Here is a 15233-nt window from a genome sequence, read left to right as displayed (position 1 = left end):
CGGCGGGTATCTGGTGGTCGTGAACCGCTCCCGGCGACCAGGCTGTGAATGAGCTTGCATAGTCATGCATAATCATCACATGGTTGATTCCTCGGGTGGACCCGCCGTGCGGGTCGCGGTAGCCGGTGCCAGCGGGTACGCGGGCGGCGAAGTGTTGCGTCTGCTGCTGGGGCATCCGGCCTACCGAACCGGGCGCCTCGTCATCGGGGCGCTGACCGCGGGCTCCAACGCGGGCACCCCGCTGGGGGAGCTGCAACCGCATTTGCTGCCGCTGGCCGATCGGGTGCTCGCGCCGACCACGGCCGCCGAGCTGGCCGGGCACGACGTGGTCTTCCTCGGCCTGCCGCACGGCCAGTCCGCGGCCATCGCCGCCGAGTTGCCCGAGTCCACCGTGATCATCGACTGCGGCGCCGACTTCCGGCTCACCGACCCCGAGGCCTGGGAGAAATACTACGGCAGCCCGCACGCGGGCAGCTGGCCCTACGGTTTGCCCGAGCTGCCCGGCGGCCGGGAGAAGCTGCGGGGCGCGACGCGGATCGCGGTCCCCGGCTGCTATCCGACCGTCGCGAGCCTCGCGCTGGCTCCCGCCGTCGCCGCCGGCATCGTTGAGCCCACCGTGCATGTGGTCGCGGTGAGCGGCACCTCAGGAGCGGGCCGCAAGCTGGACATCGGGCTGTTGGGGTCGGAGGTGATGGGTTCGGCGCGGGCCTACGGGATCGCGGGCGCGCACCGGCACACCCCGGAGATCGCGCAGAACCTCACGGCGGCAGGCGGCACGGACGTCACAGTGTCCTTCACGCCGGTACTCGCGCCGATGCCACGCGGCATCCTGGCCACCTGCACCGCACCGATTCGCGTCGACGCGGCGCAGGCGCGCGCGGTCTACGAAAAAGCCTATGCCGACGAGCCTTTCGTGCACCTGCTGCCGGAGGGCGCGCTGCCGCAGACCGGGTCGGTGCTCGGCTCCAACGCCGTGACCCTGCAGGTGGCCGTGGACGCCGACGCGGGCGTGCTCGTGGTGATCGGCGCGATCGACAACTTGACCAAGGGCACCGCGGGCGCCGCGGTGCAATCGATGAACCTGGCCCTCGGCTTCGAGGAGACCGAAGGACTTTCCACCGTAGGAGTGGCACCGTGACATCGACCGACACCGCCAGCGGCAAGCTGGTCCGCACCCAGGGCGTGACCGCACCACTCGGCTTCCGCGCGGCGGGCATCGCCGCGGGCATCAAGGTCAGCGGCAAGCCGGATCTGGCGCTGGTGTTCAACGAGGGCCCGGAGTACCCGGCCGCGGGCGTGTTCACCCGCAACAAGGTGAAGGCCGCTCCGGTGCTGTGGTCGCAGCAGGTGCTGACCGGCAAGCGGCTGCGCGCGGTGATCCTGAACTCCGGCGGAGCCAACGCCTGCACCGGCCCGGGCGGATTCCAGGACACGCACAAGACCGCCGAGGAACTCGCCGCCGCGCTGAGCAACTGGGGCACCGAGACCGGAGCGGGGGAGATCGCGGTCTGCTCCACCGGGCTCATCGGTGACCGGCTTCCGATGGACAAACTGATCCCCGCCGTCACCGAGATCGTGCACGAGATGGGCGGCGGCCTGTCCGGCGGCGCTGATGCCGCGTGGGCCATCATGACCACCGACACGGTGCCCAAGGAGGCGGCGTTCCACCACCGCGACAAGTGGAACGTCGGCGGCATGGCGAAGGGCGCGGGCATGCTGGCCCCGTCGCTGGCGACCATGCTGGTCGTGCTCACCACCGACGCGGCGGTGACCGCGGATCAGCTCGACCGCGCGCTGCGCAACGCCACCGCGCGCACCTTCGACCGGCTCGACGTGGACGGCTCCTGCTCCACCAACGACACCGTCCTGCTGCTGGCCAACGGCGCGAGCGAGGTCAGCCCGAGCCAGGAGGAGTTGGACGCCGCCGTGCTCGCGGTCTGCGACGATCTGGCCGCCCAGCTGATGGCCGACGCCGAGGGCGTCACCAAGCGGGTGCTGGTCACCGTTGCAGGCGCGGTCACCGAGGACGAGGCCGTGGCCGCGGCGCGCACCGTCGCCCGCGACAGCTTGGTCAAGACGGCGCTGTTCGGATCCGACCCGAACTGGGGCCGGGTGCTCGCGGCGGTCGGCATGGCGCCGGTGACGTTGGACCCGAATCGGATCTCGGTGTCGTTCAACGGCAAACCGGTGTGCATCGATGGCGTCGGCGCGCCCGGCGCACGCGAGGTCGATCTGTCCGGCGCCGACATCGAGGTGCTGATCGACCTGAACGTGGGCTCCGCGCGTGCGACCATCCGCACCACCGACCTCTCGCACGGTTACGTCGAAGAGAACTCGGCCTACAGCTCATGACCAGCGATGTGCTGCACACGCTTTCGGCGTTGGACAAGGCGCACGTCCTGGCCGACGCCCTGCCGTGGTTGCAGAAGTTCCGGGACAAGATCGTCGTCGTGAAGTACGGCGGCAACGCCATGGTCGACGACGACCTCAAGCGGGCCTTCGCCGCCGACATGGCGTTCCTGCGCACGGTCGGCGTCCACCCGGTGGTGGTGCACGGCGGCGGCCCGCAGATCAGCGCGATGCTGAAAAAGCTCGGGCTGCAAGGCGAATTCCGCGGCGGCTTCCGGGTGACCACACCCGAGGTGATGGACGTGGTGCGGATGGTCCTGTTCGGTCAGGTCGGCCGCGAGCTGGTCGGCCTGATCAACTCGCACGGCCCGTACGCGGTCGGCATCTCCGGTGAGGACGCCCGGCTGTTCACCGCGACCCGCCGCACGGTCGAGGTCGACGGCGAGCCCACCGACATCGGGCTGGTCGGCGACGTCACCGAGGTGAACCCGGATGCCGTGCTGGATCTGATCGGGGCGGGCCGAATTCCCGTGGTGTCGACCATCGCCCCGGACGCGGAGGGCGTGGTGCACAACATCAACGCCGACACCGCCGCCGCGGCGCTCGCCGAGGGCATCGGCGCCGAGAAACTGGTGATGCTCACCGACGTCGAAGGCCTGTACACGAACTGGCCGGACCGTTCGTCGCTCACCTCCAGCATCGATACGAAAGCGTTGGCCGAGTTGCTCCCACGCCTCGATGCGGGCATGGTGCCCAAGATGGAAGCCTGCCTGCGCGCTGTGACGGCCGGGGTGCCGACCGCGCATGTCATCGACGGCCGGGTCCCGCACGCCGTGCTGCTGGAACTGTTCACCGGAGAAGGAATCGGAACGATGGTGACGCCCGCCCCGCTCATCCCGAACGGGTCCGGCGCGCCGAACGGAACGAAACAATGAGCACAGCTGAACTGCAGCAGCGGTGGTCCGCCGCGCTGATGAACAACTACGGCACACCGAAGGTCGCGCTGGTCCGCGGCGCGGGAGCCGTGGTCTACGACGCGGACGGCAAGCGCTACGTCGATTTCCTCGGCGGCATCGCGGTCAACAGCCTCGGGCACGCGCACCCGGCGATTCTGGAGGCGGTCACCCAGCAGCTCGGCACGCTCGGGCACGTGTCGAATCTGTATGCCAGCGAGCCGGTCGTCGAGCTGGCCGAGCGGCTGCTCGCGCACTTCGGCGACGGCGAAGGCCGGGCGTTCTTCTGCAACTCCGGCACCGAGGCCGTCGAAGCGGCGTTCAAGATCGCACGGCTGACCGGGCGGCCCAAGCTCGTCGCCTGCGAGGAGGCCTTCCACGGCCGCACCATGGGCGCGCTCGCCCTCACCGGGCAGCCGTCCAAGCGCACCCCGTTCGAACCGATGCCGCCCGGCGTCGTGCACGTGCCCTACGGCGACGCCGCGGCGCTGGAGGCCGCGGTCGACGAGGACACCGCCGCGGTGTTCCTCGAGCCGATGATGGGGGAGAGCGGCGTGGTGGTACCGCCGTTCGACTACCTGGCCAAGGCGCGTGAGATCACCGCGCGCAAGGGTGCGCTGCTGGTGCTGGACGAGGTGCAGACCGGCATCGGCCGGACCGGGAAGTTCTACGCCCACCAGGCCGTCGGCATCGTCCCGGACGTGATCACCCTGGCCAAGGGTCTCGGCGGCGGACTGCCGATCGGCGCGGTGCTGGCCACCGGGCGGGCGGCCGATCTGCTCACCCCCGGCATGCACGGCACCACCTTCGGCGGCAATCCCGTGTGCGCCGCGGCGGCGCTCGCGGTGCTGCGCACGATCGATGAGACCGACCTGCTCTCGCACGTCGAGTCGGTCGGCAAGCGGCTCAGCGACGGCATCGAACTGCTCGAGCATCCGCTCATCGATCAGGTGCGCGGTGCGGGCCTGTTGCTGGGCATCGTGCTCACCGACGAGGTGTCCGCACAGGTCGAGGCGCGGGCGCGGGAGGCGGGCTACCTGGTCAACCCGGCCAAGCCCGACGTGATCCGGCTGGCGCCGCCGCTGGTGCTCACCGAGACCCAGGCCGACAATTTCGTCGCCGACCTGCCCGGGATCCTCGACGCCGCGCTCGCTGACGCGAAAGGAGCTGCGGCGCAATGACTTCCGTGCGGCATTTCCTGCGTGACGACGATGTCAGCCCGGCCGAGCAGGCCGAGATCCTCGCCCTCGCGGCCGAACTCAAGAAGTCGCCGTTCGCGCGGCGCCCGCTGGAGGGTCCGCGCGGCGTCGGCGTGATCTTCGAGAAGAACTCCACCCGCACCCGGTTCTCCTTCGAGATGGGCATCGCCCAGCTCGGCGGGCACGCGGTAGTCGTCGACGGCCGCGACACCCAGCTGGGCCGGGAGGAGACGCTCGGCGATACCGGCCGGGTGCTGTCCCGGTATGTGGACGCCATCGTGTGGCGCACCTTCGAGCAGTCCCGGCTGGACGAGATGGCCGCCACCGCGACGGTGCCGGTGGTCAACGCGCTGTCCAACGAGTTCCATCCCTGCCAGGTGCTCGCGGACCTGCAGACCCTCGCCGAGCACAAGGGCGACCTGACCGGTCGCGAACTGGCCTACTTCGGCGACGGCGCCAACAACATGGCGCACTCGCTGCTGCTCGGCGGCGCTACCGCGGGTCTGAACGTGACCATCGCCGCGCCCGCGGGGTTCGAGCCGCAGCCGTGGGTGGTGGAGGCCGCGCGCAAGCGGGCCGCCGAGACCGGCGCGACCGTCACGGTGACCGGCGACCCGGTCGCCGCCGCGTGGGGCGCCGACGCGCTGGTCACCGATACCTGGACGTCCATGGGGCAGGAGAACGACGGCCTGGACCGGGTGGGTCCGTTCCGCCCGTTCCAGCTCAACGCCGAGCTGCTCGCGCACGCGAAGCCGGACGCGGTCGTGCTGCACTGCCTGCCCGCGCACCGTGGCGAAGAGGTCACCGACGAGGTGCTCGACGGGCCGCACAGCGTGGTGTGGGACGAGGCGGAGAACCGCCTGCACGCGCAGAAGGCGCTGCTGGTCTGGCTGCTGGAGCGACGATACGGGGGAGGGGCGTGACCGAGGTCAGAAGCGGCCCCGCCATCGCGCGCACCCGCGCCGGGCGGCAGTCGCGCATCGTCGAACTGCTGTCGGCGCACGCGGTCCGCAGCCAGACCGAACTGGCGGCGCTCCTGGCGGCCGAGGGCATCGAGACTACCCAGGCGACGCTCTCACGCGACCTGGACGAACTGGGCGCGGTGAAACTGCGTGCCGCCGACGGCGGCGCCGGCGTCTACGTGGTCCCCGAGGACGGCAGCCCCGTCCGCGGCGTCACCGGCGGCACCGACCGCCTGTCCAAACTGCTCGGCGACCTCTTGGTCTCCACCGACGCCAGCGGCAACATCGCAGTGCTACGCACCCCACCCGGCGCGGCCCACTACCTGGCCAGCGCCCTCGACCGCGCCGCTCTGCCGTACATCGTGGGCACCATCGCGGGCGACGACACCATCGCCGTCATCGCCCGCGAGCCGCTGATGGGCGCCGAAGTGGCGGCGAAGATCGAACAACTAGCCTGAGCCGTCGAGCACTCCGGTGGCGCAATCGGCCCGCCTCTGGGCCGGGCGCACATACCCACCGGCGGGTTAGTGCCGAAGCGCAGTCACTCGGCCAGCGCACGCACCCTTTCGAAGAGATCGACGATTCGTGTGAGAGTGTCGAGATTCGTGAGCGCCTCTGGAATTCGGCGGAACAGCCGAGTCCATCTGCCGGTGGCTCGTTCGAGGTCGGGTTCGGATTCGCCGAGGGCTTCGATGACTTCATCGACATCGGCGGGTTCCGCGTACGGACCCTCGGTGTCGGTGAGTAGCGCTCGGAGCGCGATCAATTCGCTACGCAGCTGAGCGATTGTCGTCTGCAGAGCGTCCCGGTCGCCGCCGCCGTTCACCGTGACTCGTCCGTGTATGGCCCCGGAATTGCCGGAACCGCCGATGTTTCCCGCGACGACATTGCCGCCGCCGATATTCACGCCGTTGTCGGGCATTCTCGAGTACTCCTAGTCGTTTCGCTCTTTGTCCTGGCGGTGGATCGGGCCGAAGTCATCCTGCGGCCGGTGTGCCGATGACATCGGCGGATCCAACGGTGCCGGAATTGCCGCTGCCACCTATGCTCCCCGCCACCACCGTGCACCCGTCCATGACCGTCGCATTGTTGATCTGGGTGACCATCGCGGTGAAGGTCCCGATGGCGATGCCCTTCGATGCGAGAAACCGCTGGATCGCGTCCAGCACGCGGCGCTCGAGAATCTTCAGGTACTGGTCGGCATCTGTCTCCTGGAAAAAATGCGGGAACGCGATGCCCGCGCCGATCTCGCGTACGGTCGCCGCCGCACCGAAGGCATGGGCAGCCTGGGCGGGCGTCCTCGTCAGCCCGTGGCCGTAGCCGAGTACGTCGCGAACCCACGTCGTAACGTCGGCGACGCGGGAAGGAACCGTCGTCGGCAGCAGCGCCATCTCACCGAGGGCCCGCCACAGGGACCGGGCCATCGTCGCGCCGGGCGGCGTGTCGACTGTTCGGTAGGCTGCGGCGACCGGCGGCAGGACGAATCCGTTCCACTCCAAGTAGAGAGTGCGCCGCTCGTACCCGACGTGCAGGTAGCCCGCGACCGCAAGCTGTCGTTCCCAAGCTTCGACCCGGAAACAGCGGTACAGGCGCAGCCATTCCGGTGAACGATTCAGCAACCCGTGCCAATATGTGTCGGCCAGTAGTGGATTGCGGCCTGCCGTCAGTTCGTCGGCGAAGAACGTGGCGTCGGCGTAGTGCCGAAGGTGTCCCGCGGACACGAAAGCCGTGTCGGTGATGGTCAATCCGGCGAAACGACCGCCCGGCGTGATTTCGGGCGACTTCCGGATGGCGTCGACGTCCTCGGCTACGAAGTTCTGCAGATCCGCGGCGGTGAACTCGCCGATTTCCGCATCCGGCTTCGCCGCGGGATCGTCGGAGTGCAACTCGACCGCCTGTGACCAGGACCGGACTCTCGCGCCCGCGCCGACGAACGGCCGATTGCCCCGGTATACGACCACATTGCGCGGCATCGGGTGGGTGGCGCGTCGTTCCTCTTGGGCGATTCTCTCCAACCGACCGGCGAATTGTCGGCAAGTCCAATGTCGTGCCGGTCCGGAACCGTGGCATTGGCAGCCTTCGCCGCCTTCACCTCGGCCCGCAACCGCTGCGCCGCAGCGATCTAGCGCCGCGCTTCCGGATCGGCTCGCCGCGGCAATCCATACGCCGACGGAAACTCAACTGGCCGATGCCATGCTGTCCACGTTGGCCGGGCACTCGGTCCGCGACCAGCTGGCCGGGCCCCACGACTTGATCCGAGTCGTGCGACACGACATCACATTCATCGACCAGCGCCTGGCCGCGAGCCGCGACGGCAGCAATGGTCGCAGCCGACTGCGATACGTGGCGGGTCGGCTGTCCACCGCGCACGCAGGAGTAGGTTCGTGGTCGGAGGCGGTGGAGTTCGCAAGTTATGCGGCTGGCATCGTCGCCGACACCGGGTCTCACCGCACGCTCGGTCAGCTGCGTACCACTGTCACCGTGCTGCACGCTGCGGGACAGACCGGTGCCGCGCGGGAGTTGACCCACCACGTACGCACCGCGCAACGTGCACGAGCCAGTCATGGTAGGAGCTTCGAGTGGAGTTGATGACCACCGCCAGTTCGACCGACGTCGCCGACGCAGGCGCCCGAATCGCAGTGCTGCCCGTCGGCAGTTTCGAGCAACACGGCGACCATCTACCACTCATCACCGACACCGTCATCGCCTGCCTGATCGCGCGGCAACTCGCCGAAAACTACCCGCTACTCCTTCTACCGCCGCTGACGATGTCCTGTTCGCACGAGCATGAGGGATTCGCCGGAACTGTCAGCCTCAGCCCGGCCACTCTGGTCGCCGTCATCGGCGATATTCGTCGCTCACTCGACCGATCCGGCATCACCACCCTCGTATTGGTCAACGCCCACGGCGGCAACTACGTCTTGGGAAACATCGCTCAAGAGGCCAACACCACCGGCCGCAACGTCGTGGTCCATCCCGGCCGGGAGGACTGGAGCCGAGCCAGGGAAGCCGCCGGAATGGACACCGACTCACATGGGGACATGCACGGCGGCGAACTCGAAACGTCGATTCTGCTGCACGCCAGACCCGACCTGGTGCGGCCATCGTTCCGGCACGCCGATCATGAGGCATCGGATCGTCCGCACCTCCAGTTGCTCGGCATGTCGGCATACACCTCCAGTGGAATCATCGGACGGCCGTCCGCAGCGACCGACGTCAAAGGTAAGACGGCGCTGGACGCCCTGACGAAGTCGTTCGGTGAATACGTTGCACTGATTTCATGCTCCGGGGCAGAAGACTAGCTTCCTATCCAAGTCTGCTTCGTCGCGTAGCGCTGCACTTGCCACAACGGGAGTGTCAATGAAATGCCGTTGATCACTACACTTTTGTAGACGTGGCGACCATCCCGTCGGACGATTGTGAGGTTGTCGATCCTCAGCATTTCATCCGGCCGCATCGACGAGTCGCAGCGGCCGCACCTGCAGGCCCGGGCTACTGAGAGGAATTTCGCAATCTTGACCCAGATTCGGCCCAATGCCCTTGACGAACTCACCTGGCGCGGGCTCGTCGCGCTGTCCACCGATGAAGAGGCGCTCCGCGCCTCCCTCGCGGCCGGTCCGGTGACCTACTATTGCGGGTTCGATCCAACGGCACCGAGCTTGCACATCGGCAATTTGGTGCAATTGCTGACGATGCGCCGCCTGCAGGACTTCGGGCACAAACCGATCGCCCTGGTGGGCGGCGCAACCGGGCTCATCGGTGATCCACGCATGTCGGGTGAACGAGTGCTCAACGACCACGACACTGTGGTGGCCTGGGTCGCTCGAATCCGCAACCAGGTCGAGCGGTTTCTGTCCTTCGACGGTGACAACGCCGCCGTGGTCGTGAACAACCTGGACTGGACCTCACCGATGTCGGCCATCAATTTCCTTCGCGATGTCGGCAAACACTTCCGGGTGAACCGGATGCTGGCGAAGGAAGCGGTGTCGGCGCGACTCGACAGCGAGGCCGGGATCAGTTTCACCGAGTTCTCCTACCAGCTTCTACAGGGCATGGACTTCTACCAGCTCTACCGCCGATATGGATGCACATTGCAGACCGGCGGTTCCGACCAGTGGGGCAACCTGACCGCCGGCGCGGACCTTACTCACCGCGTCGAGGGCATAAGCCTGCACGTTTTGGCCACGCCGCTGATCACCAAGGCCGACGGCACCAAGTTCGGCAAGACCGAAGGGGGTGCGATCTGGCTCGACCCGGAGATGACCTCGCCGTACGACTTCTACCAGTTCTGGCTCAACGCCGAGGACGCCAAGGTCGCTGACTATCTGAAAATCTTCACCTTCCGCGGCCGGGACAAGATCGAGGCGCTCGAGGGGGCCACTCGGAAGCGGCCCGCGCACCGGGAGGCGCAGCGCGCGCTCGCCGAGGACGTCACCGCCCTGGTTCACGGTGAGGAAACGATGCATCGGGTGCGTGCGGACAACCAGGCGCTGGTCGGCAGTGGTGACCTGCCCGCACCACCGAATCCCGCACTTGGTGTGTCAGGTTGACTCCCGGTGCAGCTCAGTGCGAGGCAGGAGAGTCAAGGCATCGTGGAGCGGTTGAGTGCGGAGGATGCCGACAGTAATTTCGATCCAGCTCACTTGTCCGTCGAGCTGAAGATCCCGCGGCTGTACATCGGGCATGGCTGATGGGTGCCAGCTCGGTGCGGACCGCGAACGCCACCCCAATTATGAATGGGCTTGCATCATCGTGCATAATCATTTGCAGAATGACGCAGGGCCTTAAGGCTGGTCGCGAGGGCGTCGGGGCCGGGCCGTTCCCACTGCTCGGACACCCGCCATACTGCTGATACACCTACCGAACCATCGAGGAGCACACAGAACATGTCCGAGCGCGTCGTACTCGCCTACTCCGGTGGGCTGGACACCTCCGTCGCGATCAGCTGGATCGGCAAGGAGACCGGCGCCGAAGTGGTGGCCGTGGCCATCGACCTCGGCCAGGGCGGCGAGGACATGAACGTGGTGCGCCAGCGCGCCCTTGACTGCGGCGCCGTCGAGGCGATCGTGGTCGACGCGCGCGACGAGTTCGCCGACCAGTACTGCCTGCCCACCATCCAGGCCAACGCGATGTACATGGGCCAGTACCCGCTGGTGTCGGCGATCAGCCGCCCCCTCATCGTCAAGCACCTGGTCGAGGCCGCCAAGTTCCACGGCGCGAGCACCGTCGCGCACGGCTGCACCGGCAAGGGCAACGACCAGGTCCGCTTCGAGGTCGGCATCGGCGCGCTCGCGCCCGATCTGAACGTGATCGCCCCGGTTCGCGACTACGCCTGGACCAGGGAGAAGGCCATCGCCTTCGCCGAGGAGAACGCGCTGCCGATCAACGTCACCAAGAAGTCGCCGTTCTCCATCGATCAGAACGTCTGGGGCCGCGCGGTGGAGACCGGGTTCCTCGAGGACCTGTGGAACGCCCCGACCAAGGACGTCTACGACTACACCTCCGACCCGACCGTCAACTTCGAGGCTCCCGACGAACTCATCGTCACGTTCGACAAGGGTGTTCCGGTGGCCATCGACGGCCGCCAGGTCAGCGTGCTGGAAGCGATCATCGAGCTGAACCACCGCGCCGGCCGCCAGGGCGTCGGCCGCCTGGACATGGTCGAGGACCGCCTGGTCGGTATCAAGAGCCGGGAGATCTACGAGGCTCCGGGCGCCATCGCGCTGATCACCGCGCACCAGGCCCTGGAGAACGTCACCATCGAGCGCGAGCTGGGCCGGTACAAGCGGCAGGTCGAGCAGCGCTGGGGCGAGCTGGCCTACGACGGCCTGTGGTTCTCCCCGCTCAAGCGCGCGCTGGACGCCTTCATCCTGGACACCCAGCAGCACGTCTCCGGCGACATCCGGATGGTGCTGCACGGCGGCTCCGCCGTGGTCAACGGCCGCCGCTCGGAGCAGTCGCTCTACGACTTCAACCTGGCCACCTACGACGAGGGCGACACCTTCGACCAGTCCCTGGCCAAGGGCTTCGTCCAGATCCACGGCCTGTCCTCCAAGGTCGCCGCCCGCCGCGACCTGAACCAGAAGTAAGCCTCAGGCGTGCCGGTGCCCGACCGAGCACCGGCACGCCGACGGCTCCCACGAGGGTGGCCTCGAACCAGAATTCGCGCTGCACCGCCTCGACTTCGGCGGCGGTGGGGTAGGAGTGTGGCTTCCCGTAGTCTCGAATCGGCGTTCGGAGTGTGCTGACAGGGCAGCAGTGCACCCCGAAAGCAACCTGCGTACGCCTTCGCCCCGGCGCTCGAGGCCCCGGCATATGGTTTCGAGCAACCACCGAAGCTGCGTCGAACAGGAACGACTCGACCTGTGCGCGCCGACGCAACAACTCCAACGGAACGACTGAGCCGCAAGTCGATGCACCAGTTGATCCCGCAAACCAACCCACAACTGTTCTCGCGAATCAACGCACCAACTGATCTCGCAAGAACATGGGTAACTCACCGGGTACGCCCAAAACCCGACCGACACCCAACGCAAGACCTGAACGCAAACCGACCACCCACCCAACTGGTATGGCCTGAATACCCGGAGAGGCGGAACAGCATGAGCACGAACCAAGGTGCGCTCTGGGGCGGGCGATTCGCCTCCGGACCGGCCGAGGCCATGGCCGCGCTGAGCAAGTCGACGCACTTCGACTGGGCGCTGGCCCCCTACGACATCCGCGCGTCGAAGGCGCACGCGCGTGTGCTGCACAAGGCCGGGCTGCTCTCCGACACCGACCTGTCCGGCATGCTCGACGGGCTGGATCGCCTCGCGGCGGACGTAGCGTCCGGCGCGTTCGGCCCCGCCGAGTCGGATGAGGACGTACACGGCGCACTGGAACGCGGCCTGATCGAACGGGTCGGCGCCGAACTCGGTGGCCGGTTGCGGGCGGGGCGTTCGCGTAACGACCAGGTGGCCACGCTGTTCCGGATGTGGCTGCGCGACGGCGTGCGCCGGGTGGCCGCGGGCGTGCTCGCGGTGGTCGACGCGCTGGTGGAGCAGGCGGCCGCGCATCCGGACGCGGTGATGCCGGGCAAGACCCATTTGCAGGCGGCGCAGCCGGTGCTGCTGGCCCATCACCTGCTCGCGCACGCGCACCCGCTGCTGCGCGACCTCGACCGGCTGCGCGACTTCGATCGCCGCGCGGCGGTGTCGCCCTACGGTTCCGGCGCGCTGGCGGGCTCCTCCCTGGGACTCGACCCCGAGGCCATCGCCGCGGATCTGGATTTCGACGCGGCCGCCGCCAACTCGATCGACGCCACCTCGGCGCGGGACTTCGCCGCCGAGGCCGCGTTCGTGCTCGCCATGATCGGCGTCGACCTGAGCCGGATGGCCGAAGAGGTGATCCTCTGGAGCACACCGGAATTCGGCTATGTCACGCTGGCCGACGCCTGGTCGACCGGCTCATCGATCATGCCGCAGAAGAAGAACCCGGACGTCTCCGAGCTGACCCGAGGCAAGGCGGGCAGACTGATCGGCAATCTCACCGGCTTGCTGGCCACCCTCAAGGCGCAGCCGCTGGCCTACAACCGCGACCTCCAAGAGGACAAGGAACCTCTCTTCGACTCGGTGGCGCAACTCGAACTGCTGCTCCCGGCCATCGCGGGCTTGGTCTCGACGCTGACCTTCGACACCGATCGCATGGCCGAACTCGCGCCCGCGGGTTTCACGCTGGCCACCGATATCGCCGAATGGCTCGTCCGCCAGGGTGTTCCGTTCCGGGTCGCGCACGAGGCGGCGGGTGCGTGCGTGCGTGCCGCCGAGTCCAGCGGCGTCGGCTTGGACGAGCTCACCGACGAGGAGTTCGCCGCGATCGACCCGGCGCTGACCGGGAAGGTGCGCGAGGTGCTCACCGTGCAGGGCTCCATCGCGTCCCGCAACGCCCGGGGCGGTACGGCCGGTGTCCAGGTCGCGGCGCAGCTCGCGGAGGTGCGCGAGGCGGCGGCCGCGGCGCGAGCCTGGCTGGACTGAACCCGGGCTCCGCCCGCTGTCCGCGATCCGCGACCCGGCCTATCCGACGACGGTGATGTCGGCTCCGCTGAACAGCAGATCGCTGCGGCGCCGGGGACCCACGTCGAACCCTTGCGCCGGTTCGGCCTCCGGCGTCAGCTCGCGCAACTGCCGGAGAAACACCTCGACCGCCAGCGTGGCCATGCTCTTGCCGGGACAGACATGCCTGCCGAACCCGAAGGTCAACGGCAATTTGCCGGTCCGGTCCAGCGCGAGGCAGTCGGGAAACGCCTCCGGGTCGCGGTTCGCCGCGGCGAACATCACGAGCAACGGTCCGGCGGGCAGCCGCGTGCCGCTGGAGAGTACGACCGGCGTCCTGGCCCGACGCTTCCATGCCACCAGCCCCGGATCGAGTTGAAGGATCTTCGCCGCGACCCGTGCGCCGCCGTTCGGCTCGGTGAGCAGATCCCACCAGACGCGGTCCGGATCCCCGAGCAGTCGCTGGACGCCTTGCTGAATGCTGCCGCTCACCGTGTGCACGCCTGCGGCCAATGAATTCGCCATGGCGGATACCGCGATCCGATGGGACAGCCCGGCGTCGCGCAGTGTGCGGGCGAACCCGGTCGCCTCGCTGCCGCGGCCCGCGCGGACCGCTCTGCCGCTGACGGTGAACAGCCAGCCGAGCGCGCTCACCGCGTCGGCCAGTTCGCGTCCGCGCATCACCCGGCCGAGCAGTCCCGATTGCGCTCCGCTCCAAGCGGCCACGTTCGGCCAGTCCGATGCGGGCAAGCCGACCGCCGCACCGACGGTGCGGGCGGCATAACCGATCGACAACGCAGTCACGTCCAACGGCGAGCCGGGCCGGAATCCCGCGTCCCGCACCGCCGCGTGGAAGTGCTCGGCCATCTCGGCGGCCCGGGCGGCCCGATCGGCGGGGGAGATGGTGAAATGCCCAGAAGGCCCGGCCATGGTATTCCACACCCGCTTGTGCAACAGGTCGTCGGACAGGTTGGCGGTCGCCTTCGCGGGTGGCGGAACCAGGTGCCGGACGAAATGCGGGATGGCGCGGGGCGTCGCCGCGATGCGCGCGTAACCGACGAGGGGATCCAGCGAATTCGCGTTGGAGATGCCCGGTGTCGTCGCGTCCAGCACTTCGCGCACGTCGTCGTACTTCCAGATCATGCGCAGCCCGGACCGATGCGCGTAACTCGGTTCCGGCCACTCGTGCAAACGCCGGTACCTCTCATCGCGCTCGGCATACGGCAACTCGTTGCAGGTCACTTCGTCGAGGGGGAAACCGGTCACCGCAACGTTCGAGCTACGCATCGGCCGAGCGTATCGGCACGTCGGCAACGGTCGCCGGTCCGCGAATCCCCGGCACTGGGAGGGCCGGTGCCCACCGGTGCGGGGGCCGAGGCCGGGTCGCGGCTGTGACTAGGCTGCGAAAATGACCTTGTTGCTGCTCGCCTTGGCCATCGCCTCCGAGGTGACCGCGACCGTTTCACTGAAACTGTCCGACGGATTCACCAAGCTCGTCCCTTCGATCGTGGTGGTCGTCGGCTATTGCACGGCGTTCTTCTTCCTCGCCCAGGCGCTGAAGCGAGGGATGCCGATCGGGGTGGCTTACGGCATCTGGTCGGCGATCGGCGTCGCCGCGATCGCGCTGATCGGCGTGCTGTTCCTCAACGAGCGGCTGACCCTCGTGCAGGTCGGCGGCATCGGGCTCGTGATACTCGGCGTGCTCGCCTTGGAACTCGGTGGCGCGCACTGACTTCGGCT

The 15233-nt window shown here is 68.2% G+C and carries 15 protein-coding genes; 12 read left to right on the top strand and 3 right to left on the bottom strand.

Annotated elements, in window-relative coordinates; all coding sequences use genetic code 11:
- Positions 1-79 precede the first annotated feature (79 nt).
- From argC to ACWESM_RS33640, 6 genes are read left to right on the top strand one after another with little or no spacing between them, the layout of a single operon-like run.
- Entirely contained in the window at positions 80-1138 is a 1059-nt protein-coding gene (argC, locus tag ACWESM_RS33665) for an N-acetyl-gamma-glutamyl-phosphate reductase (RefSeq protein WP_356968990.1), read from the top strand.
- Positions 1135-2352 carry a bifunctional glutamate N-acetyltransferase/amino-acid acetyltransferase ArgJ gene (gene argJ / locus ACWESM_RS33660; protein ID WP_355080694.1) on the top strand — a complete coding sequence of 406 codons (1218 nt, stop codon included), beginning with the start codon at positions 1135-1137 and terminating at the stop codon, positions 2350-2352. Before argC ends, argJ begins: the two co-directional genes overlap by 4 nt.
- A complete protein-coding gene (argB, locus tag ACWESM_RS33655) occupies positions 2349-3284 on the top strand; it encodes an acetylglutamate kinase (RefSeq protein ID WP_412806468.1) in 936 nt (311 codons plus the stop codon). Before argJ ends, argB begins: the two co-directional genes overlap by 4 nt.
- Positions 3281-4483: an acetylornithine transaminase gene (locus ACWESM_RS33650; RefSeq protein ID WP_356968995.1), complete on the top strand. Its 1203-nt coding sequence runs from the start codon at positions 3281-3283 to the stop codon at positions 4481-4483. Before argB ends, ACWESM_RS33650 begins: the two co-directional genes overlap by 4 nt.
- A complete protein-coding gene (gene argF / locus ACWESM_RS33645; protein ID WP_452495198.1) occupies positions 4480-5424 on the top strand; it encodes an ornithine carbamoyltransferase in 945 nt (314 codons plus the stop codon). Before ACWESM_RS33650 ends, argF begins: the two co-directional genes overlap by 4 nt.
- Positions 5421-5921 carry an arginine repressor gene (locus ACWESM_RS33640; RefSeq protein ID WP_452495196.1) on the top strand — a complete coding sequence of 167 codons (501 nt, stop codon included), beginning with the start codon at positions 5421-5423 and terminating at the stop codon, positions 5919-5921. Before argF ends, ACWESM_RS33640 begins: the two co-directional genes overlap by 4 nt.
- Before the next feature lie 83 nt (positions 5922-6004).
- Here the strand turns inward: ACWESM_RS33640 and ACWESM_RS33635 are convergent, their stop codons facing one another.
- Both ACWESM_RS33635 and ACWESM_RS33630 read right to left on the bottom strand, forming a co-directional pair.
- Entirely contained in the window at positions 6005-6385 is a 381-nt protein-coding gene (locus ACWESM_RS33635) for a hypothetical protein (protein ID WP_452495195.1), read from the bottom strand.
- A gap of 55 nt (positions 6386-6440) precedes the next feature.
- A complete protein-coding gene (locus ACWESM_RS33630) occupies positions 6441-7478 on the bottom strand; it encodes a hypothetical protein (RefSeq protein ID WP_452495194.1) in 1038 nt (345 codons plus the stop codon).
- A 178-nt stretch (positions 7479-7656) separates the two neighbouring features.
- Between ACWESM_RS33630 and ACWESM_RS33625 the strand changes: the two genes are divergently transcribed.
- The 5 genes from ACWESM_RS33625 (at position 7657) to argH (ending at position 13475) form a co-directional block, all read left to right on the top strand.
- A complete protein-coding gene (locus ACWESM_RS33625) occupies positions 7657-8052 on the top strand; it encodes a hypothetical protein (protein WP_452495193.1) in 396 nt (131 codons plus the stop codon).
- The gene (locus ACWESM_RS33620) at positions 8052-8765 is read left to right on the top strand and encodes a creatininase family protein (protein ID WP_452495192.1); all 714 of its coding nucleotides are present in this window, start codon (positions 8052-8054) and stop codon (positions 8763-8765) included. The genes ACWESM_RS33625 and ACWESM_RS33620 overlap by 1 nt, the downstream gene beginning before the upstream one ends.
- A 123-nt stretch (positions 8766-8888) precedes the next feature.
- Entirely contained in the window at positions 8889-10013 is a 1125-nt protein-coding gene (gene tyrS / locus ACWESM_RS33615) for a tyrosine--tRNA ligase (protein ID WP_452495191.1), read from the top strand.
- A gap of 336 nt (positions 10014-10349) precedes the next feature.
- The gene (locus ACWESM_RS33610; RefSeq protein WP_355080705.1) at positions 10350-11552 is read left to right on the top strand and encodes an argininosuccinate synthase; all 1203 of its coding nucleotides are present in this window, start codon (positions 10350-10352) and stop codon (positions 11550-11552) included.
- A gap of 513 nt (positions 11553-12065) precedes the next feature.
- Positions 12066-13475: an argininosuccinate lyase gene (argH, locus tag ACWESM_RS33605; RefSeq protein ID WP_452495189.1), complete on the top strand. Its 1410-nt coding sequence runs from the start codon at positions 12066-12068 to the stop codon at positions 13473-13475.
- A 39-nt stretch (positions 13476-13514) separates the two neighbouring features.
- On the opposite strand, the gene ACWESM_RS33600 is transcribed toward argH, so the two are convergent.
- Entirely contained in the window at positions 13515-14780 is a 1266-nt protein-coding gene (locus ACWESM_RS33600; RefSeq protein ID WP_452495187.1) for a hypothetical protein, read from the bottom strand.
- A gap of 121 nt (positions 14781-14901) precedes the next feature.
- Here ACWESM_RS33600 and ACWESM_RS33595 point away from each other — a divergent pair, with 121 nt between their 5' ends.
- Positions 14902-15225, top strand: coding sequence for a DMT family transporter (locus tag ACWESM_RS33595; protein ID WP_397279331.1), 324 nt, complete (start codon positions 14902-14904; stop codon positions 15223-15225).
- Positions 15226-15233: the final 8 nt, after the last annotated feature.

It is taken from the genome of Nocardia sp. NPDC003999 (assembly GCF_053604885.1).
The sequence above is the reverse complement of the archived record's forward strand: the minus strand, read 5'-3'. Positions and strand labels throughout refer to the sequence as shown.

What these genes read in the sequence shown, in the direction of transcription:
- ACWESM_RS33620 (WP_452495192.1), top strand. Translation starts at nt 8,052, where the DNA reads ATGACCACCGCCAGTTCGACCGACGTCGCCGACGCAGGCGCCCGAATC.
- argF (WP_452495198.1), top strand. Translation starts at nt 4,480, where the DNA reads ATGACTTCCGTGCGGCATTTCCTGCGTGACGACGATGTCAGCCCGGCC.
- ACWESM_RS33595 (WP_397279331.1), top strand. Translation starts at nt 14,902, where the DNA reads ATGACCTTGTTGCTGCTCGCCTTGGCCATCGCCTCCGAGGTGACCGCG.
- ACWESM_RS33650 (WP_356968995.1), top strand. Translation starts at nt 3,281, where the DNA reads ATGAGCACAGCTGAACTGCAGCAGCGGTGGTCCGCCGCGCTGATGAAC.
- ACWESM_RS33610 (WP_355080705.1), top strand. Translation starts at nt 10,350, where the DNA reads ATGTCCGAGCGCGTCGTACTCGCCTACTCCGGTGGGCTGGACACCTCC.
- ACWESM_RS33635 (WP_452495195.1), bottom strand. Translation starts at nt 6,385, where the DNA reads ATGCCCGACAACGGCGTGAATATCGGCGGCGGCAATGTCGTCGCGGGA.
- ACWESM_RS33600 (WP_452495187.1), bottom strand. Translation starts at nt 14,780, where the DNA reads ATGCGTAGCTCGAACGTTGCGGTGACCGGTTTCCCCCTCGACGAAGTG.
- argB (WP_412806468.1), top strand. Translation starts at nt 2,349, where the DNA reads ATGACCAGCGATGTGCTGCACACGCTTTCGGCGTTGGACAAGGCGCAC.
- argC (WP_356968990.1), top strand. Translation starts at nt 80, where the DNA reads ATGGTTGATTCCTCGGGTGGACCCGCCGTGCGGGTCGCGGTAGCCGGT.
- argH (WP_452495189.1), top strand. Translation starts at nt 12,066, where the DNA reads ATGAGCACGAACCAAGGTGCGCTCTGGGGCGGGCGATTCGCCTCCGGA.
- ACWESM_RS33625 (WP_452495193.1), top strand. Translation starts at nt 7,657, where the DNA reads ATGCTGTCCACGTTGGCCGGGCACTCGGTCCGCGACCAGCTGGCCGGG.